This window comes from Mycobacterium sp. TY815 (genome assembly GCF_030755135.1).
In the GTDB taxonomy this organism is placed as follows: Bacteria; Actinomycetota; Actinomycetes; order Mycobacteriales; family Mycobacteriaceae; genus Mycobacterium.
In genome coordinates, this window is the sequence record NZ_JAUFRX010000001.1 from 4369242 (window position 1) to 4388854 (window position 19613).

Annotated in this window: 23 protein-coding genes; 7 read left to right on the forward strand and 16 right to left on the reverse strand. The window is 64.7% G+C overall.

Annotated elements, in window-relative coordinates:
* Positions 1-161: 161 nt before the first annotated feature.
* Entirely contained in the window at positions 162-1175 is a 1014-nt protein-coding gene (locus tag QXK92_RS19105) for a 2Fe-2S iron-sulfur cluster binding domain-containing protein (RefSeq protein WP_306243806.1), read from the forward strand.
* A 33-nt stretch (positions 1176-1208) separates the two neighbouring features.
* Here the strand turns inward: QXK92_RS19105 and QXK92_RS19110 are convergent, their stop codons facing one another.
* From QXK92_RS19110 to QXK92_RS19185, 16 genes are all read right to left on the reverse strand, one after another.
* Positions 1209-2657, reverse strand: a complete 1449-nt coding sequence (locus QXK92_RS19110) for an aldehyde dehydrogenase (RefSeq protein ID WP_306243808.1) — start codon at positions 2655-2657, stop codon at positions 1209-1211.
* Positions 2654-2857 (reverse strand): 2-hydroxymuconate tautomerase, encoded by a 204-nt coding sequence (locus QXK92_RS19115; protein ID WP_306243810.1) that lies wholly within the window; start codon positions 2855-2857, stop codon positions 2654-2656. The genes QXK92_RS19110 and QXK92_RS19115 overlap by 4 nt, the downstream gene beginning before the upstream one ends.
* Complete coding sequence (locus QXK92_RS19120) at positions 2857-3642, reverse strand: 2-keto-4-pentenoate hydratase (protein ID WP_306243812.1); 786 nt, start codon at positions 3640-3642, stop codon at positions 2857-2859. Before QXK92_RS19120 ends, QXK92_RS19115 begins: the two co-directional genes overlap by 1 nt.
* Entirely contained in the window at positions 3639-4469 is an 831-nt protein-coding gene (locus QXK92_RS19125) for a 2-keto-4-pentenoate hydratase (RefSeq protein ID WP_371934523.1), read from the reverse strand. The genes QXK92_RS19120 and QXK92_RS19125 overlap by 4 nt, the downstream gene beginning before the upstream one ends.
* A gap of 69 nt (positions 4470-4538) precedes the next feature.
* A complete protein-coding gene (locus QXK92_RS19130) occupies positions 4539-5435 on the reverse strand; it encodes a PEP/pyruvate-binding domain-containing protein (protein ID WP_306243814.1) in 897 nt (298 codons plus the stop codon).
* Positions 5432-7153 carry a PEP-utilizing enzyme gene (locus QXK92_RS19135; protein ID WP_306243816.1) on the reverse strand — a complete coding sequence of 574 codons (1722 nt, stop codon included), beginning with the start codon at positions 7151-7153 and terminating at the stop codon, positions 5432-5434. The genes QXK92_RS19130 and QXK92_RS19135 overlap by 4 nt, the downstream gene beginning before the upstream one ends.
* A 9-nt stretch (positions 7154-7162) precedes the next feature.
* On the reverse strand, positions 7163-7966 hold the full coding sequence (locus QXK92_RS19140; protein ID WP_306243818.1) for an IclR family transcriptional regulator: 804 nt from the start codon (positions 7964-7966) through the stop codon (positions 7163-7165).
* Between the two features lie 84 nt (positions 7967-8050).
* Positions 8051-9106, reverse strand: a complete 1056-nt coding sequence (locus tag QXK92_RS19145; RefSeq protein ID WP_306243819.1) for an NADH:ubiquinone reductase (Na(+)-transporting) subunit F — start codon at positions 9104-9106, stop codon at positions 8051-8053.
* 60 nt (positions 9107-9166) lie between these two features.
* Complete coding sequence (locus QXK92_RS19150; protein ID WP_306243821.1) at positions 9167-9592, reverse strand: heme-binding protein; 426 nt, start codon at positions 9590-9592, stop codon at positions 9167-9169.
* Entirely contained in the window at positions 9592-10506 is a 915-nt protein-coding gene (locus QXK92_RS19155; RefSeq protein ID WP_306243823.1) for a catechol 2,3-dioxygenase, read from the reverse strand. Before QXK92_RS19155 ends, QXK92_RS19150 begins: the two co-directional genes overlap by 1 nt.
* Complete coding sequence (locus QXK92_RS19160) at positions 10503-10862, reverse strand: 2Fe-2S iron-sulfur cluster-binding protein (RefSeq protein WP_306244536.1); 360 nt, start codon at positions 10860-10862, stop codon at positions 10503-10505. Before QXK92_RS19160 ends, QXK92_RS19155 begins: the two co-directional genes overlap by 4 nt.
* A 7-nt stretch (positions 10863-10869) precedes the next feature.
* Positions 10870-11193 carry a phenol hydroxylase subunit P4 gene (locus tag QXK92_RS19165; RefSeq protein WP_306243825.1) on the reverse strand — a complete coding sequence of 108 codons (324 nt, stop codon included), beginning with the start codon at positions 11191-11193 and terminating at the stop codon, positions 10870-10872.
* 1 nt (position 11194) lies between these two features.
* On the reverse strand, positions 11195-12715 hold the full coding sequence (locus QXK92_RS19170; RefSeq protein ID WP_306243827.1) for a YHS domain-containing protein: 1521 nt from the start codon (positions 12713-12715) through the stop codon (positions 11195-11197).
* 41 nt (positions 12716-12756) lie between these two features.
* Positions 12757-13047: an MmoB/DmpM family protein gene (locus QXK92_RS19175; protein WP_306243829.1), complete on the reverse strand. Its 291-nt coding sequence runs from the start codon at positions 13045-13047 to the stop codon at positions 12757-12759.
* A 1-nt stretch (position 13048) separates the two neighbouring features.
* Positions 13049-14068 carry a phenol 2-monooxygenase gene (locus tag QXK92_RS19180; RefSeq protein WP_306243830.1) on the reverse strand — a complete coding sequence of 340 codons (1020 nt, stop codon included), beginning with the start codon at positions 14066-14068 and terminating at the stop codon, positions 13049-13051.
* A gap of 58 nt (positions 14069-14126) precedes the next feature.
* On the reverse strand, positions 14127-14573 hold the full coding sequence (locus QXK92_RS19185; protein ID WP_306243832.1) for a hypothetical protein: 447 nt from the start codon (positions 14571-14573) through the stop codon (positions 14127-14129).
* 244 nt (positions 14574-14817) lie between these two features.
* On the opposite strand from QXK92_RS19185, the gene QXK92_RS19190 reads away from it, so the two are divergent.
* The 6 genes from QXK92_RS19190 (at position 14818) to QXK92_RS19215 (ending at position 19593) form a co-directional block, all read left to right on the forward strand.
* Positions 14818-16329 (forward strand): aromatic/alkene/methane monooxygenase hydroxylase/oxygenase subunit alpha, encoded by a 1512-nt coding sequence (locus QXK92_RS19190; RefSeq protein ID WP_306243834.1) that lies wholly within the window; start codon positions 14818-14820, stop codon positions 16327-16329.
* Positions 16330-16359: 30 nt separating this feature from the next.
* The gene (locus QXK92_RS19195; protein ID WP_306243835.1) at positions 16360-16608 is read left to right on the forward strand and encodes a toluene-4-monooxygenase system B family protein; all 249 of its coding nucleotides are present in this window, start codon (positions 16360-16362) and stop codon (positions 16606-16608) included.
* Positions 16605-16967: a Rieske 2Fe-2S domain-containing protein gene (locus tag QXK92_RS19200; protein WP_306243836.1), complete on the forward strand. Its 363-nt coding sequence runs from the start codon at positions 16605-16607 to the stop codon at positions 16965-16967. The genes QXK92_RS19195 and QXK92_RS19200 overlap by 4 nt, the downstream gene beginning before the upstream one ends.
* Positions 16968-16975: 8 nt before the next feature.
* Entirely contained in the window at positions 16976-17293 is a 318-nt protein-coding gene (locus QXK92_RS19205) for an MmoB/DmpM family protein (protein ID WP_306243838.1), read from the forward strand.
* Entirely contained in the window at positions 17290-18342 is a 1053-nt protein-coding gene (locus tag QXK92_RS19210; protein ID WP_306243840.1) for an aromatic/alkene monooxygenase hydroxylase subunit beta, read from the forward strand. Before QXK92_RS19205 ends, QXK92_RS19210 begins: the two co-directional genes overlap by 4 nt.
* Before the next feature lie 78 nt (positions 18343-18420).
* Complete coding sequence (locus QXK92_RS19215; protein WP_306243842.1) at positions 18421-19593, forward strand: epoxide hydrolase family protein; 1173 nt, start codon at positions 18421-18423, stop codon at positions 19591-19593.
* Positions 19594-19613: the final 20 nt, after the last annotated feature.

Genomic DNA, 19613 nt, shown 5'->3' on the forward strand with positions numbered 1-19613 from the left:
GTCAGTCACGTCGTCGATCGTCGCACACCCGTCCTCACGTGCTGACGGTCGGGCGTCGGGCACGGGCCTACAGGTCTGGCGTTCCGAACCGCGGAACAATGCCGCGGTCGGCAGGCGCACCTTGCCAGCGTGGACTGCACAAGGTCATCGGGAGGATCGTGTTGTCAGACGATGTAGTCCACCGGGTCGCCATCTGTGGCACCGATGTGGAATTCGATGTCACCGAGGGTGAGCGGATTCTGGGCGGGGCAATACGAGCCGGAGTCTGGGTGCCGTTCGAGTGTGGTTGGGGCAGTTGCGGGACGTGCAAGATGACGCTGCTCGAGGGCGAGGTCGAGACATTGTTCGCCGATGCCCCCTCCATCACACCGCGCGACGCCCGTCGCGCCCGGATCCTGGCGTGCCAAAGCGCGCCGCTGACCGACGTGGTGGTCAAACCGACGTGGGTCGAGGCCTCGCCCCGTGACGGGTTCGCCACGCAGCGCTGCGTGGCGGAGCTCACCCAACGTGATGAGATCGGTCCCGCCATCTTCCAGTTACGCTTCGCCCTCGACCGCAGCCTCGCGTTCCATGAGGGTCAGCACGCCATCATCGACCTCGGTCACGGCCTGCGACGGTGTTACTCGATGTCAAACCTTTCGATGTCCGGTGGCCACGACTCGACCGAAGTCGAATTCATCATGAAGCGCTACCGCGGTCACGCAGGCAGCGAGGCGGTCTCTGGGCTACTCCCCGGAAGCCGGGTGAAGATCGAAATGCCGTACGGAGAAATGTGGATTCGCGACACCGACGCGACCGCATGTCTGGTGGCCGGGGGCACCGGGATCGCTCCGATACTGGGGATGCTGCGCCGCCTGGTCGCCGACGGTGAGGGCAGGCCGGTGCGGGTGGTCTACGGCGCCAATGTTCGCGATGAACTGGTCTGCTGGGAGGAACTCGCCAGCCTGATCGGACAGCTGCCCGACGCGGAGCTGGTCGGCGCCCTGATGACGCCCCACCTGGGTTGGTGTGGCATCGAGGGCCTGGTGACACACGCGCTCGAATCGATGCTCGATGACCTGCGGAGTGCCGAGTTCTATATCGCCGGTCCTCCGGTCATGACAAATTCGGTTCGAACACTATTGTCGGACAATGAGATTCAACTCAGCAGGATTCACTATGACAGTTTCGGCTGACAGTTTCGGCTGAAAGTTCGGCTGACCCGTCCGTCAGTCGGCGTCGGCCGCGATCTGCATCACGACGGCCTTGGGCTCGGTGAAGAACTCCCGGCTGAAGTTGCCGCCCTCGCGTCCGATGCCGGAGTCGCCGACGCCGCCGAATGGGGCGCGCAGGTCGCGGATGAAAAAGCAGTTCACCCACACCGTTCCGGCGCTGAGTCGTGCGGCCACCCGGTGGGCCCGGCTGAGATTCTCGGTGAAGACCATCGCGTTGAGACCGTAGCGGGTGTCGTTGGCGCGCGCGATCACTTCGTGTTCCGAGTCGAACGGCAGAACCGCGACCACCGGCCCGAAGATCTCTTCGCACACCAACCGGGACGAATCGGTCAGGTCGGTGACCACCGTGGGCTTGACCACCCAACCCTCACCGAGTCCTCCGGTGCGGATCTTGCCCCCCTCGCTCTCAACCAGATCGAGGTAGCGGCACACCTTCGTGTAGTGCTCCTCGGAGGCCAGCGGCCCAAATTCGGTGCCTTCAGCGGCGGGGTCCCCGATCACCAGTTGCTCGGCGGCCGCAATGTAGCGCTCGAGGAAGACGTCATAGATTTCGCGCTGCACGAAGAGCCGACTGCCGGCCAGGCAGACCTGCCCGGCGTTGCGGAAGATCGCCTGAATCGACCAGGAAACGGCGTTGTCGAGGTCGGCGTCACTGAAGACGATGTTGGCGCCCTTACCCCCCAATTCCAGGCTGACCGGAGTGAGGTTCGCCGCCGCGGCCCTGGCAATGGCGCGCCCGGTCCCGGACTCACCGGTGAACGTGATCCGATCGACAGCGGGGTTCTCGGTGAGCGCCTGTCCCGCCGAGTCGGGCCCGTAGCCCTGCACCACGTTGAACACGCCGGGCGGCAACCCAGCTTCCACCGCCAGCCGCGCCATGATGGTGGCTGATGCGGGGGTGTCTTCCGCCGGTTTGAGCACGACGGTGTTGCCCCATGCCAGAGCCGGCGCAATCTTCCACGTTTCCAGCATCATTGGAAAATTCCAGGGTGCGATCGCCGCGACTACGCCCGCTGGCTCAAAACGCGTGTAACTGTGGTGGTCGGCGTCGATGGGCAGGGCTTCGCCGGTCGACAGGCGGGCGTGGTCGGCGAAGAACCGAAAGTTGGTGGCCGAACGTGCTACATCCTGTCGCGCCTGGGCAAGGGGCTTACCCATGTCGTGGGAGTCGGCCGATGCCAGCTCGTCGCAATGCTCCTCGAGCAGATCGGCGAGCCGGTGCAGCAGCCGACCCCTTTCGGCGAAACCCATTCGCGGCCAGGGACCTTCGTCGAAAGCCCGCCGGGCGGCAGCCACCGCCACGTCGGCCTCAGCCCGGCCGCCCAGCGCTGCGTGCGCCCACGGACGGCGAGTCCACGGGTCGACCGAGTCGAACCGGTCGCCGACCGACGGTGACGATTCGGCGCCGTCAATGACATGGCCGAAGAACGGCAGGTCCGTCATGCCTTATTCCCATCTGCGCGTTCCTGCAAGGTCACATCCCCGGCGGCCCAATGTGTTTTGGGGACCTCGTACAGCACGACGCGGACGTTTTGTCGCGGCGCGTCCACGGCTTCCACCACGGCGGCGGTGAGCTTGCTGATCAGGGCCCTGAGTTGGTCGGGGGTGCGTCCCTGGGCCAGGGTGACCTGTACGAGCGGCATTACGTTCCTCCGGAGATGAAGATCGAGCCCAGGCTGGTGAAGTGGAAGGCCGTGCGGGTGCCGGGCCCGGCGGGCAGCGCGTCGGTCATGCCGCCGGTGAGCACCAGCTGCCCGGCCTCGATCGCCTTGCCGCGGCGGCCAAGGTCGTTGGCGGCCAACGCCAATGCCTCCGCCGGATGGTTCTGCACCGCCGCGCCGGTCGCCGAATCCACGATGGCGCCGTCGGCCTCGACCAGCACCGCCTCCATGGCCAGGTCGAGGTCGAACGGTTTACGCGCCACGGGTCCGAGCACGAAGGCGCCCGACGAGGCGTTGTCGGCGATCACGTCGGTCAGCGTGAATCGAAAGTCGCGATAGCGCGAGTCGATGATCTCGGCGCCGGCATACACGGCGTCCACCGCCGTCAGGGCCTGCGCGGCGGTCACGCCGGGGCCGGCGAGTCGATCCTTCATCACGAACACGATTTCCGGCTCGACCCTGGGATGGATCAACTGATGCTGCGGGACGGGTTCTCCGGCGGGCAGCACCATGGCGTCGGTGAGCCAGGCAACCAGTGGCGAGTCGACGTTCATGCGGCGTTGCTTGGCACGGCTCGTCAGACCCAGCTTGACGCCGATCAACTTCTCGCCCCGGGCAATTCGGCGGCGCAGGGTTTCGTCCTGGACGGCGTATGCGGTCGCCACGTCCAGGTCCGCCCACTCGTCGGTGATGGGACTACGGTCGAACCGGCCGTCTTCTGCAGCCAACAGCTCGGTGGCCGCCCGGTCGACGCACCAAGTCGTCACGGTCGCTCCGTCCGTCCGCCGATCACAGCCGTAACCGATCCCATGCCGGCCATGGTCGCGGTGATGACGTCACCAGGCTCGAAGGGGATCGACGCGGTGATGGACCCGGGCAGCACCACCTGACCCGCGTGCAGGCCGTCCCCGAAATTCCCGAGCACGTTGGCCAGCCATGCCAGTGAGTTCAACGGCGAGCCGAGCACCGCACCCCCGGCGCCCGTGCCGGCCACCTCACCGTTGCGGTGCAGGACACAGCCACCCAGGCGCAGGTCCACGTCGCCGAGCCGCCTGGCGGTGCTGCCCAGCACCACCCCGCCGCTCGACGCATTGTCGGCGATGGTGTCGACGATGCCGATCTGCCAATCGGCGATGCGCGAGTCGATGATCTCCAGCGCGGGCAACACGCACTCGACCGCCATAGCCGCCGCCGCGACGGTGACACCCGGGCCGGCGAGGTCGCGACCGAGGACGAATGCGACCTCGGGTTCGGCCCGTGGTTGCAGGAACCGGTCGGCGGTGATCGGCACCTGCTCCGGAAAGAACATGTCGTCCATCAGGTGCCCGAAGTCCGGTTGGGACACCTTCATCTGAGCCTGCATCGCGGGGCTGGTCAGGCCGACCTTGCGCCCCAGGATGCGGTGGCCGTCGGCCTGCCACTGGCGCACCTGCGCAAGTTGTATGCGGTATGCGTCCTCGATCGTCAGATCTGGGACGTCGGCTGTCAGCGGGGCTATGGGCCGACGGGTTTTGTATGCTTCCAATAGTTTTCGTGCCGAAGCGGTGACGACGTCGACCGTTTCGGCGACTAAGCCAGTTCCGGCGTGTTGCACCTGACCGACTCTAGAGACCGCGGGCAACGGGTGGCCGCGGCGTTCCGAGTCGTGGAACGGCCGCGTGGTTCAGGCAGACCGGAACGCGTAGCGCGCGGCGTATTCGGCCGGATCCCATTGCAACGGGTCGGCGGTGGGCAACGCGGTCACCGGGCGCCACTGCACGATCCAGGTACCACCCGAATCGTCGAGGACCCATTCGCAATCCACCGGGCAACCAGCCGCGGTCGCCACCGCTCGCACCCGCCCGCTCAGCGTGCCGATCTCCTGAGCGGTCAGCGCCGGCGCGCCAGCTTGCTCGCGGCTCACCTCAACTCGTTTCATTCCACCGTGATCGTTGTAGCGCATGACAATTCGCTTGTCACCGGCTGCGTAGCGCAGGATGCGCCCGTCGTCGGCAACCTCGATCCGGTCGGGTGTAACCACTCCCTGCACCACCGGCTCGCCGAATCCCCAGCTGGCTTCGATGAGTAGCCGGTCGTCACGGCCGGTTACCGGGTCGATCGTGAAGGCCACCCCCGAACTGCGTGCCGGCACCATCATCATGACTCCGACAGCGATGGAGGGGTTCTCGTCAGTTCCATCACCAAGTCGCTCGCGGTAAGCGATTGCACGACCGCCTTGCAGTCCTGCCCAGCAGGAATGGACTGCTGTGATGACCGATTCGGCACCAAGCACTCCCAGGTAACTTTCGTAGACACCGGCGAAACTCGCCTTTTCGCCGTCTTCATCCACGGCGGAGCTGCGGACCACGACCGGCTTTTCGGCGCCATCGCACAGCCGTTGGTACGCGGCAGTGATCTCGCTTGCCAATGCGGTACTGACACCGTCTGGTGCGTACGCCGTTGCGGTGACCACGAATCCGGACGGAACGTCGATGCCTCGGCGAATAAGTTCACCCAGCCGACCCATCTTCGGGCCGGCGTTCTCGCTGGTGGCCTCGGCAAGGTCGATAACTCTGTTCATAGGCACTCCCGGAGGATCGTGACGGTGCCAGCGGCCCCGTCCACAACAATCTCGTCACCATCGCGGATCGTCGAGGTAGCCACCCCGCAGGCGGTCACGGTGGGAACCCCGTACTCCCGCCCGACTATCGCGGCATGAGACAGTGCGCCGCCACTGTCACAGACGCACCCGGCAATTCGACTGAAGACCGAAGTCCAACTGGCCGAGGTGGATTCACACACCAGAATCTCCCCGGCGGCCAGCTGGTTCAGATGATCCGCTTCGCGCAGCACCCTGGCGCGGCCGCGTGCACAGCCGCGCGCGGCGGGCATCCCGCGCAACGTGGTGGTCCTCCGGCCCGCCGCCTCACCCCGCACCGCATCCATGTAACCGCGGTCCAGGCCGTAGATCTCGATCAGCAGTGGATCGTCCACCACATCAGGCACCGCACCGAGCACCTTCGGCATCTCCGATCTGCGATCGTGCCAATGGTCGAAGTACTGGCGTCGCGCCTCAATGATTTTCTGCAGCCCGTAAAACCCCCGCTGACGTTCGGCCAGTTCGACCAGCTCCGGCCAGAACAGGAACATCGTGTCGTCGTAACGATCTGTGCCCAGCCGCTGGGCCAACTCCAGAGCGACCCAACGCACCGGGAGGGAGGCACGCAAATCGATGTAGTAGTTGTGATCGTCCTGCCACCAAGGAAAGTTGGCGTGCTGCACCGAGATCAGGCCGGCATCGAAGACCTGCTGTTCCCGGCGGGCGAGGCGGCCCCGGGCCTCGTCGACAGCCGCCTCCCGCTCCTCCACCGCGGCCGTGTGGGCCGCATCGAAGTCATGCGGAGTCTTCTGCCGCAAGAATTCCGCGACGGTGCCCAACACGGGGGTCGGGTCCTCGATCCAACTCGGCAGCGCCACATCGGCCGTGCCTGCCGTGCGATATCCGTAGACGTCCAGAAACTCCGCCAGCCGCTGCAGCCAGCGCCGCCCATCGGCGTCTCGTTGCAGCGTTGCCGCCAATTCGTGGGTTGGAGTCGCGGCGAACATTGGCTCCACCCCGCCGGATCGGGCGTCCGCCGCGAGTTTCCAGAGTGCGCGGTCGGTTTCGCTGATCTTGGTCTCGTAGCCCTGAAGAAATTTGGCGACGGTCGCCGTTTCGATACCCAGCTCCCGGCAGACGCCCCGAAAGCCGAGATAGTTGGAGATGAGCGGATACATCATCTCGAAGTGAATCTCGAAGAGTCGCCGGTAATACGTCCGCGCCTCGACCAGCATCATCGCCAACTCTTCGTCGGACAGCGCCGAAACATCGCGCGATCGGAGTGCCTGCCAACCGATCTCGATCTCCGAGCGACGCTGCCGCCAGATGAGGTCGAACCGGTCCAGGAACCCGGGAAGGTAAGCGCGAACCCGCTTGTCGCGCGCGGCGATCTCCCGCTTGTTGCGCACCGGGATGACGGCCGCGTAGGTGTGGGTCCCCGCGATCCGCTGGGTCATGCCCCGTCCCGCCGGCAGCGGCATCTGCTCCGCTGCCCACTGGGTACCCCACGAGTAGCCGTCCTCATTCCAGATCATTCCCAGCGGCGTCAGCCCCCGCGCCCAGTGAAAGTCCAAGAACCAGAAGCGTTGCTTGTCGGCGGCGGAGAAGCTGCGGAACGGCTCGACGATGTACGGCGAATGACCGAACGACGGGGCGAAACCGGGATACCACTCGTCGGTGATGAAGTCCTCGATGTCCACGAGGGACGCCTATGTCCCCCAGGGCACGAGCCGACCCAACCGGCGCGTGGCCTCCACAACCAGCCGGGTGAACTGCTGCTCGCAGCGATCCATCACCTCGGTGCGACCGACGATCGAGAGCGCCGCGCGAGCCCGGCCGGTGTTGTCGTAGATCGGCGCCGCCACCGACATCGCGCCGGTCGCCACCTCGTCGCGATTGACCGCGACACCGGCGCGGCGGATCTTGGCGAGGGTGGCCTCCCACTCCTCGGCGCTGCGCACGGAGTTCGGAGTGATCGCCGGAAACGCGGCGCGCCGGCGCGCCTCGGCCACCGCGGGATCGAAGGCGGCCAGCACCTTGCCGGTGGCCGAGCAGTGCGTCGGAAAGCGGCGCGCCGGCAGGGCGTCGAAAATGTCTAAGCCCTCCCGCGATTGAAGCCGTTCTAGGTGCACGACGTCGGGGCCGTCCGCCACCCCGAGGTGAATCGTGTGCCCGGTCCGCTGCCGCAGATCCTCCATGATCGGTAAGGCGACCTGCCTCAGCCTGCTACGGCTGATCGAAAGCTGACCGAGTTCGTAGAGGTGCAGGCCAAGCCGATACCGGCCAGAGCCGGGATTCTGCTCGACGAATCCCCGGCTGGCCAGGGTGCTCAGCATCCGGTGTGCGCTGCTCTTTGCCACACCCAAGCTACGCGCCACCTCTGACACGCCGAGTTCGTCGTCGGTGAGAAAGCAATCGAGTACGTCGAGGGTGTTTGCGACCGACTTCAGCGCGTCGTCACGGTGCCGGGCAACCGCTTGCGGGCCGGGACGCGCGCTGTCGGTAACGCTCATGTGGACTCCCGTCCGATAGCTTGCGTCCAAAGTATGAACCACGTCACGCCTCTTCACCTAGGGACCAAGTGCCCTCAGAGCCGGTCACGAGGTCCTCAGCAACGGGCTGCGTACCCCGCCGGTCGCGTTGTCGCGGGCGTCGAAGAAGTCTTCGCGATAGATGTCGCGCGGGAACAACCGTTTCTTCATCAACATCTTCAGGGCGGCTTCCACCATCGGCGGGGGTCCGCACAAATAGGCGACGTGACCGGCGCAGGTCTCGAAATCCCCGTCGACCGCGTCCGTGACGTTGCCGTACCGGAAACCGTCGGCGCGTTCCTCGGACAGCACCGGCCGGTAGCTCAGCCGGCCGCCGGAATGCTCTTGCAGTTCGGTGAAGTAGTCCACGTCGTAGAGGTCCGCCCGGGTGCGCGCCCCGTGGTACAGGCACAGGCGGTGATCGGTCCCGGTCTCGAGCACGTGGCGCACCATCGCTTTCAGTGGCGCCAAACCGGTTCCACCGCCGATGAGAATGGCCGGTTCACTTCGCTGCTCGCGCAGGAAGAATCGCCCGTAGGGTCCCGTAAGTGTGACCTCGTCACCGGCTTGGAGGGACGCGAAGACCCATCCGTCGGTGCCCAACCCGCCCGCGGTGCGCCGAATGTTGAGTTCGATGGTGTCGCCGGATCCGGGTGGGCTGGCGATCGACCAGCTTCGCGTGACGCCGCGGCCGGGGATCTGCACCTGCACGTATTGCCCTGCGTTGAAGGCGATCTCGTTGTCGAGCCGCAGGCGCAGTCGGCGGATCTCGCGAGCACAGTCTTCGACCAGGGTGACCGTTGCGGTGAAGTCGCGCACCGGATGGAATACGACGCCGTCTTCTTCGTCGACGTCTGCCTCGATGGTGACGTCGCTCTTGGGCCGGGCCGTACAGATCAGCGCTTTGCCCTCAGCACGTTCGGAGTCCAGCAACGCGAACGCGGACGCGTCGCCGAGATCTACGTCGCCTTCCAGGATTTCCACCTTGCAGGTTGCGCAGGTGCCGTGGGTGCAGGCATGTGGCAGGTTCACCCCCTGGCGCAGGCAGGCTTCCAGGATTGACTGGTCCGGGCGGCAAGACACCTCGACGCCGAGGGGTTCAACGGTGATCGTGTGGCTCACCTCACGATCGTCGGGTCGCACCGGCCTCATGGCTGAACCCGTTCCGCTATGCGGAAAGGCCTACCTGATCAGGCCGGCGCCGGCCTCGGCGATGGCGCGATCCTGTTCGGCGCTGCCACCGCTGACGCCGACCGCACCGGCAAGTTGCCCGGCCGACCACACAGGTACGCCGCCGCCGAACACGATCAGTCGCTCGGTCTTGACTATCCCGTGCAGCAACGGGGGGTCGTCCTTGATCAGCTCGAACCACTGGTGCGTGGGAACTCCGCCGAACGCGGCCACGGTGTACGCCTTATCCTGCGCGATCGAGACCGACAGTTGGGCGGCGCCGTCCATCCTGGCGAAGGCCAGCAGCTGTCCCGAGCGGTCGGACACCGCCACGCATACCGCGACCTCAAGCGAGCGGGCGCGGGCGAGACTGCCGTCCAGAATCCGTTGCGCTCCAGCCAAAGTCAGTACCGGAACCCGGGTGAGGTCCGACACCATCAGGTGACGACGGACGTGAAGCGCTCGTTGATCTCCCGGCCGATGTAGAAGATCCCTCTGGCCAGTTGTTCGTTGGTCCAGGTGATCGTCGGGAAGTCAGGGAACGTCTGGTACCCGCCGGCGAACACCTCGTTGCGGTTCCCCGAGGGGTCGAAGAAGTAGATGGTCTGGCCGCGGGTGATGCCGTGCCGGGTGGGGCCGATGTCGACGGGAACATCGTCCATCGCGAACAGATCCCCCGCGCGCAGGATGTCGTGCCAGTCGCCCAACTGAAAGGCGAAGTGGTGCAGCTTGCCGTTGGGCCCCTTGATCAATGCGATGTCGTGCGGAGTGTTGGTACAGAACATCCAGGAGCCCATCAACTCACCGTCGTCGGACTGATCGGTCACCCAGCGTTCTGAGGGCCGGAAGTCGAGCACTTCGTGGAAGAAGCGCTCGACGGTGTCGGGGTCCTCCACGGTCAGCAGGGCGTGGTCGAGGCGGGGTACGCCGACGCCGACCAGATCGCGGGGCCATGCCTCGGGGTTGAGCACTCCGGTGGCGGTGCCGGTCTGTTCGGCACCGTGGTAGAGCTCCACCACATGTTCGGACGGCAACACGATACGCAATCCGTCACTGATAGACAGGTTTTCGCCGGTGCTCATGCGCTCGGTGATGACGCCGAACTGTTGCGCACGGCGCTCGTAGGTCTCGATGTCCTCGGCGCGTTCCACTTTGTAGCCCAGTTTCACCAGCCCGACGCCGCCCTCTTCGAGCACCAGCGAATGGTGGTCGTACTCGTCCCAGGCTTTGAAGTAGACCTTTCCCGGTTCTTCGGCCACCTGCTGCAGGCCAAGGGTGCGGTGATAGTGGTCGATGGCGTCCTGAAGATCGGTGACCCGGGCATGGACGTATCCCAAACGCATGACGCTCATTTGCTTTCGATTCCTTTCGTGTGGGGATGGGTTCCACACTTGCCGTTGCTTGCGGAGAGGAACAGCGCGACGCTGCGCAGGCTGTCCCCGGCGCCCAGCCGGATCACGACGTCGGTGACCGGAACGGCACGACAGCTCAAACAGATGCCGCCACGCCGGTCCGCCTCGGACAGCACGGTTTCGGCGACGATCTTCGGGTAGGCGACCTGGCCGGAGATCAGGTGCACCTTGCAGACTCCGCAGCCGCCGCGCCGGCACCCGTACTTGTAGGTGTAGCCGCGCCGGCAGAGCGCGCCCAGAATCGCTTCGCCCGGCTGGGTTTCGATCTCGATGCCGGAGTCCTCGACCGCCACCATCGGCACGTCAGCCCACCTGAAACGACAGGGTGTGCTTGTGGCCGATGCCGAGTTCGTGCAGCGACGCTTCGTCGCGTACCTGCAGCGGATTGTCGTCGATAAACCAGTCCCAGGCCGAGCCTGGTTGAAAGTCGGGATCGGATGCGGCCCATGGCTCGACGACGGTCTTTACGAACTCTCCGAACGGCATCGCCGTCGGGACGCGGACCGTTGCGGCGGAGGCGAGGAACTGGTTGTTGCGCCACCAGATGTGCACCAGCTGGTCGTCGCCGTACAGTTCGGCCCGCGACCGGGAGGGAAAGCGATATTCCCGGATTGCCCGCACGCTCATTTCAGCCACCTACCGTCGTCGTCTGGATGCCGGCGCCCTGGTGCCAGGCGATCCAGTTCTGCTGGTCGATCGAGCCGACATACTCTCCGCCGTCACCTTCCTCTACGCCATACCACTGCAGGACTTCGGGAACGGTGGTGCCGCCGCAATTGCCTTGGAAAATCTGGTGTACGGGCAACCACGCCTGCACGTACTTCTCCGGCTCCCTTTCGAAGACCCACTGGCATCCGTCGGAGCAGAAGTTGTAATGCTCACCCTCGTAGTCGGTGCTGCGCTGACAGATCGTGGTGGGGTCCCCCGGCTCGGTGAACAGCATGGGCACCTGGCAAACCTGGCACAGCTGCGGCAGTCCCTGGAACCAGAATCGACCGCCGGCTTCGGCGATGCGCGCGGCCTTCTCCCACTTGGGCTTGAACAATTGGTCGAAGGTGCCTGGGTATTGCTGCGAAAACCACTCCATCTCACCGGGTTCCGGGATAGTCGTGGTGAACACGGCCGCGAAGGAGAACTGGTACAGAGTCCAGTACACCTGGTGGGAGTAGATGTTCTTCTCCGCGATCGCATGCTTGACGTGGCGCGGCGGCTTGATGCCGTAGTAGGCCAGGTCGGGGAAAAGCCCGTCGAGCATCTGCTTCTCGAAATAAAGCTCGAATGCCTCGCGCCAGCTGATCACCTTCTTGGGCAGCATATAGTCGAGCATCGCGGCGATCAGCGCGGTCAACCGGTATCCCCGCCAGAACCACTTGTCGATCCAGCCCTGCACGATCGGGACGTTGGCTTCGTCCTGCTCCAGCAGGAACTTGATAGCCTCCAAACCGAAGGTCATATGCCGGCTTTCGTCACTCTGCGCCGAGAAGCCGAACGTCATGGTCGCCAGGTCGCCGTTGAAACTGGCACCACTCATGAACGGCACGAACAGCAGATTGGTCAGCAGGTATTCGAAGGCGAAGCTGATGGCGATGAGGAACTCGAACGGCCCGGCGGAGATCGCGTCGTCGAAGAACGACTTGGCCACTGACAGGTACCAGACCCGGTCGAACTGCTCGGAGAAGTTGTGCAGGCCGCTGTAGTACTTGTTGTAGTTCGACAGGGTGTGGATCTGGGTCTGCGCGTGCCGGATTTCGTCAACCGACTGGCACAGGGCCGCGAACCGGGGACCGGCGCCGTTGAGATGTCTTGCCAGGTAAGCGAAATGCCGGTGAGCGGCGTACTCCAGCGGGGTTACGCCCTGCAGGAACAGCTTCATCGCGTTGAGGTAGCGCGCTTCGGAAAGTCCCAAATGCCCTTGCGATTGTGTGAACCCGTCCAGGACGGCGTACAGCCGCTTGTCCTTTTCGGCCTGGTACTTGTAGTAGGCGTCCACCGTGAGCCGGAACGGGTCCTCCCACTTCGACCAGTCGTGGACGACGATGCCCTCGAACTTGGTGTGCGGGAACAACGCATCCTCGCTGACGTAGGTGGGCTCCCACGAAAGATCGCGGGTCAGCGCGGAATAGCGCGCCTTCATGGACATCTTCGCCATAACGTTTCCCTTCGAAAGGCTCGGCGGTTGCTGATGCAACCTCAGTGGTCCCAGCTGATGACGATCTCGTCGTCGTCGAATTCGCCTATGTGGCCGCAGTAGGAGACGATGGCCAGCTGGAATTCATGGGTCTCCCATTCCCGCGCCAACTCCTCTTCGATGCTCTCGCGCCGGATCACCAGCCGTCCCGGCGCGTACAACTTGATCAGCCCGGGTTGATGCGTGACCCGGCATTCGGGGTTGTCCCGCTCGATGGCGAGCACCATCCGCCGGACGTCCTCGCCGGACTCCTGGAGGTCGACGCCGACCTCGCGCGCAGTCAGTCCTGTCATCTCAGTCCTCCGCCGGTTCGATTCCGCTGGCGCGCAGCGCCTGTATCAGCCGATCACCTGTACTGGCAACGAATTTCTCGGCGCCGATATCGACCAGCGCGTCGATGCCTTGTGCCACATCCGCTACCGCGGAGCTGACCTGCGGTAGGTACCGGGTGACCGTCGCGCGCAGCATCGCGGTGTTGTCGGCCCCGTGCCCGGCGTCGTTGACCCAGGCACTGATCAGGGCGTCGAGCCACTTGCGGTGGTCGGTGTACCAGGAGCCGAGCTGTTGGATCAACAGGCTGTAGGCGCCGGCCCCGCCGAGCAACGCCGCTTCGTCCAGGTGACTGGTGATCAGTGGGTACACCAGCCGGTCGCTGAGATCCAGCACCACCGTCGACACCGCCCAGTCGGGCTGGGCCAGCAGCTCTTCGATCAACCTCCGCAGACCCTGCAGCCGGGAGTCGTCCAGCCACTTGGGTTTCGTCGTCACCAGCACCTGGTCGGAGTTGTCGCCCAGCGCGATGCCGATCCGGCTGAGCAACTGCGCATTGCCGATGCGGTCGAACGCCGCGTAGGTCAGGCACTGCTCAAGCGTGGTGCCGTACGCGTACCGTGATCCGGTGACGCTGATCAACTGGGCGCCGGCCTCGTAATAGCGCAGCGGCACAACCAGTTTGGTGAGCAGGTCCTGCCACGACTCCGGCATGGCCTTCAGCAGCTTGCGGTCCACCACGTAGGTCAGACTGCGTCCGAATGCGTCATGCATCGCGGCCCGGTTGATCACGTACGGGGTGTAGAAATACTGGCGCGGATCGGTGTAGGCATCGGGGTCGGACAACCGCAGTGCCGTGAAACCGGCGTCGTAGATTTCGTGCTCGGGGTCCCACAGCGGACGGTAGTGGAAGTTCGCTCGTGGCTGGATGCCGATCGAACCCTCTTCGTACCGGGTCGCGGGCCGGTCACCGTAGCGTCGGACCAGCGGTGTGAAGGTATTGCGCCGAGGCTCGATCACCTGCTGGCGCAGCTCGTATTGCACGAAAGCCTCCCGGGTTAGTGCTGGCGCTGTTCCTTCGAGTGTGGGAAGGCCGGCGGCGTCACAGCGCCAACGTTCCGTTCGCCGGAACGGCGGTACCGTCCAAACCGGGCCGGTCGCTGCCGATCAGCAGCAGGATGAGTTGTTCGACCTGGTCGGCGCCGGTCAGTTCGACGTTTCCGAGGTGACGGGCACCCACTCCGTAGAGATGGCCTACCGCGGTGGAATGTCCGATGTTGGTGACGATGCGCGCCTGGCGGCCCTCAAAGGAGATGTGGAATGACAGTGCTCCCGCCTGCATGTCGTCGTCGAGAGCGAGTCGCTCGCGGCCGTTCGACGACAGCACTACATTCGCTTCACACACCAATTGCTCAGCCAGAGAACGGCACTCGACATGCTCGTCGGTTCCGGTCGCAGCAGGCTGGTGCCGGCTGGACCGGATCTCCGGGAGGTCGATATCGGCCTGAAGGTCGAGCGCCTCGCTCACCTTCAGCATGAACGGCGTCATCGGCGATCTCCTTGACCTTCGCAGCAAGAACTAGCCGCATTCTCAGTCAGCGCCCGTCGTGCCCTACGGCTCGGTTCCGCGTCGCGGAACGGCCGGACCCGCGGCGAACGCGACCCGCTGTTCCTCGTCACGGAACATTTGCGGACGCCGGCGCGCAGACCTCGTTGAGTTAGTTTCCAGCACCAATGTGACCCACACCACGGCTGCACAGGCGATCTCTCAGACCTAAAGGAAGGCAGCGACGATGCCCCAACTAGCCCGTTCCGACTGGTACGACCTGACCAGGGATATGAACTGGAATCTCTCGTATGTCACCGAAGAGCAGGTCTGGCCGGAGGACTTGTCCAACGGCTTCGGCGTCCCGACCGAGGCATGGTGGACGTGGGACGAGCCGTACAAGATCACCTACCCCGAGTACGTCCACAACCAGGTCGGCAAGGACACCAGCGTCTACTCGATCAACGCCGTGGTGAACCGGTCCAAGCTCTACGAGCAACTCGATCCGGGTTGGAAGGCAGCGATTCTCGCGCACTACGGGGCGATCGCGGTTGCCGAATACACCGCAGGGATCGGGGAATCCCGGATGGGACGGTTCGGGCGCGCGGCGGCGTGGCGCAACATGGCGCTCTACGGAACCCTGGACGAGACTCGTCACGGCCAGATCCAGACGTACTTCCCGTACACATTGCTGCCGAAGGAACCGAAGGCGGACTGGGCGCACAAGGCGTACCACACCAACGAGTGGGGTGTGATAGCCGCGCGTTCGCTCTTCGACGACATGTTCGCCGGCAACGACGCTGTGTCGACAGCTATCCAGCTCACCTTCTGCTTCGAGACGGGCTTCACCAATCTGCAGTTCCTGGGTATGGCCGCCGACGCAATGGGCGTGGGAGACATCGAGTTCAGTTCGCTGATCTCTTCGATCCAGACCGACGAGGCACGCCACGCCCAACAGGGCGAACCCACGATGAAGATCCTGCTCGAGAACGGCCGGGGTGACATCGCGCAGAAGCTGATCGACCATATGTTCTGGCGGTCCTGGAAGGTCTTCTCGCTACTGACGGGTCTGTCGATGGACTACTACACACCGTTGGAGCACCGCCGTCACTCGTTCAAGGAATTCATGGACGAGTGGATCAACAAGCAGTTCGTCGACCAGTTCCGTGACTTCGGGCTGGAGAAGCCGTGGTACTGGGACAGTCACTACCAGAAGGAGATCAACTGGCTGCACCACGCGTACCATCTCGGTGTCTGGTTCTGGCGCCCGACGGTCTGGTGGAACCCGGACGCCGGTGTCTCGCCGCAGGAGCGGGATTGGCTGGAACAGAAGTACCCGGGCTGGAATGACTCGTTCGGCAAGTACTGGGACGTCATCACCGAGAACGCCCGCAATGGCAACATCGCTGCCACCCTGCCCGAGACCCTGCCCATGGTCTGCAACATGTGTCACATCCCGGTTTGTACACCGTCCGGCTTCAACGCCGGCTACCTGGACAGCCCCGCACCGATCAACCACGACTATCAGGGTCGGCGCTACGTCTTCTGCTCGGAACCGTGCCGGTGGATATTCACGCTCAATCCCGCACGCTTCCAGGGACATATGAGCATCGTGGACCGGTTCCTGGCCGGCCACATCCAGCCCCCGGATCTGAACGGCGCATTGGCCTACATGGGCATCTCACCGCAGGAAGCCGGGCAGGATGCGACCGACTACGCCTGGGCATTCCAGTCGGTGCCCATTCTGGCCGCACGCTGATTCGGAAAGGACACCACCACAATGGCATTGATGCCCATTCAGGGCCAGGTCGAAGGTGACTTCGTACTCAACCTGGTGCCCATCGACAGTGACGACAACATGGATGTCGTCGCGGGCAAGATCGCGCACCACTCCGTCAATCGACGTGTTGCGCAACAGGGCCGGCCCCTGCGGGTCCGGTTCAACGGACAAGTGCTGCCAGTGGACGCGACCCCGGCCAGCGCCGGCGTCGGGCCGCTGGACTTCCTCGAAGCGTTCTACTCGGGCGATCAGCAATGACCGAGTTGCGATGGGTCGACGTCGCCGACGTCGACGAGGTGTGGGAAGGCGACCTGCTCGACTTCGACGTCGAGGGCGAAGAAGTGATGATCGCCCATCTCCTCGGCGGCGAACTCAAAGCCTTCCAGGGCATGTGCCCCCACCAGGAGATCGCCCTGGTCGACGGTGAATGGGATTCCGACACCAGCGAACTGACCTGCGGCGGTCACGCCTGGGTATTCGACCTGCGAAACGGCAAGGGCATCAATCCTAGTGGCTGCCAGCTGTTTTCGTTCCCGGTTCGGGTGTCCGGCGACAAGATTCAGGTCGCCATCCCGCAGGACGGACAACGTCACTACAACCGCTTCGCGGGATCGTAAGGAGAACGATGACACAAATTGATGAGCGCGTCTCGGCACCGAAACGCGTGGGACCCATCGTACGAGGCGTGGACGGTGAGTTCTGCGACGCCGTGATCACCGCGATCGAAGACGACAACCCGGACGCCGACGTGGAGGTCGACGACCAGGGCGGTTACGTCAAGATCACGACTCCGTGGCGCTGCCGGCTGACCCGCGAATCCCTGGAAAACGCGCTCGGACGGTCGTTCCGGCTGTCCGACATCGAACCGAACCTGGCCGGATTCGCCGGCCGCATCCTCGTCGGGGACGACGAGGTCCTCTGGCACCTGGAAAGGGAGGAATGACCGTGTCCTCAGAGAACGGCAAACATCGGCGGCGTCCGGCAACCCGCACCTGGAGTCTTCTCGGAGACGTCAAGCGCAAGCCGAATCCGTACGAAGTGGTCACCAGCAAGTTCCACTACCACTTCCGGCGCGACCCGGCGCCATTCGAGATGGACCCCAACACTCCCCTCAACAAGTGGTACCTGCAATACCGCGAGGGCTCGCCGCTGCAAGTCGAAGACTGGGAACAGTTCCGCGACCCGCACCGGCTGACCTACAAGGACTACGTTGCCGTGCAACGTGATCGGGAGACCTACGTCGACGCCCTCATCGATCAGGCAGAGTCCTCCGGGTCGGCGGGCAAGCTGAGCGCGGGGTGGGTGTCCACGCTGCGGGAATTGTTCGTGCCGCTGCGTTTTCCGCTGCACGTATTGCAGATGACCGGGCTCTACGTGGGTCAGATGGCGCCGTCGTCGTTCATCACCAACTGCGCCAACTTCCAGGCCGCCGACGAACTGCGCCGGATCCAGCGCATCGCCTACTGGACCAAGGTGCTGAGCCTGTCCCAGGGGGCCGACCTGGCCGAGAGCGCCACGGCGCGGCGGCCGTGGGAGACCGATCCGCGCTGGCAGCCGCTTCGGAAGCTGCTCGAGGAGATGCTGATCGCCTACGACTGGGGCGAGGCGTTCACCGCACTCAACCTGGCCGCCAAGCCGATGCTGGATGCGCTTGTCAACGAGCAGCTTTCGGCTCTGGCCGAGGCCAACGGCGACGCCTTCCTGGCGAACCTGCTCGCCGAGTTCGACCGGGACAGCAAGCGCAGCCAGGACTGGACACAGGCCCTGGTGGCATACACGCTCGACCGCGACCCCGCGCTGCGCGACGTCGTGGAGGGGTGGCTGGCACGGTGGCAGCCACAGGCCAAAGACGCGATCGACGCCTTGTCGGGCTCATTCGGCACCGCTCCGGTACCGATGGCACCGGAAGCGGTCTCGGGCAACGTCGCCCGACGCTACGCCAACATCCTCGAGGAGTGCGGCCTGAGCGTCCCGACCCCGATGCCGGTCTGATACAGATCCTTCAGTCCTGCAACGAAATACCGCCGAACGGAGGTACCGTCACACCGGACGTCGAGATACGCTCCGCCGATGAACATCGCGTCGACGGATGTATCCAGCTCGGTGAGCACACCTTTCCACGCCCACATCCCGGACGCGGACGTCCAGGATCTGCGTGACCGGTTGGCGCGGACCCGCTGGCCGGAGGCCGCGACCGTTGCCGACTGGTCGCAGGGTGTACCCGTCGACTACCTGCAGGACGTGTGCTCGTACTGGGCTCGCGACTACGACTGGCGCCGTTTCGAGGCCAAGCTCAACTCGTTCGATCAAGCCGTCACGCACATCGACGGTCTCGACTTTCACTTTGTGCATGCGCCCAGCCCCGAGCCGGCGGCGCGGCCGCTGCTGATCGTGCACGGCTGGCCGGGCTCGGTGGTGGAGCATCTGGATGTCATTGATGCGCTGCGGAATCCGACCGCGTACGGCGGCCAGGCCGAGGATGCGTACCACGTGGTGGTTCCGTCGTTGCCGGGCTTCGGATTCAGCGGCAAGCCGACGTCCTCCGGCTGGTCGGTCAGCCGGATCGGCGCCGCCTGGGTGGAGTTGATGCGCCGACTCGGCTACGAACGCTTCTTCGTCCAGGGCGGCGACTGGGGTGCGATCATTGCGGCCAACATGGGGTCCACCCAAACCGATGCGGTTGCCGGCATCCACGTGAACATGGCCTTGTGCAGCCCGGAAGAGCTGTACAACCTCGGCGAGCCTACCCCCGAGGAGGTCGCCCAACTGCAGAAGTTCCAGTACTACCAGGACTGGGACAGCGGCTACTCCCACCAGCAGAGCACCAGGCCGCAGACCGTGGGATACGGGCTGACGGACTCGCCCGCCGGCCAATGCGCCTGGATCCTGGACAAATTTGCGTCATGGGTCGACTGCGACGGCCCTCCCGATGACGTCATCTCCCGTGACACTCTGCTCGACAACGTCTCGCTGTACTGGTTCACCGGCACCGCGGCATCCTCGGCCCGAATCTATTGGGAGAGCTATAAAGCCATCCTCACCGATTTCACTCCGGTGGTGGTACCGGCGGCGTACAGCTGTTTCCCCGGCGACATCTTCACCATGACGGAGCGGTGGGCGCGCACCCGCTACCACGACCTGCGCTACTACAGTCAGCCTTCAAGCGGCGGACACTTCCCGTCGCTGGAGCGGCCCGCGGCATTCGTCTCCGAGTTGCGCAGCGGCCTGCGGGCACTGCGCTGACGCTAGGCGGTCACCGATAT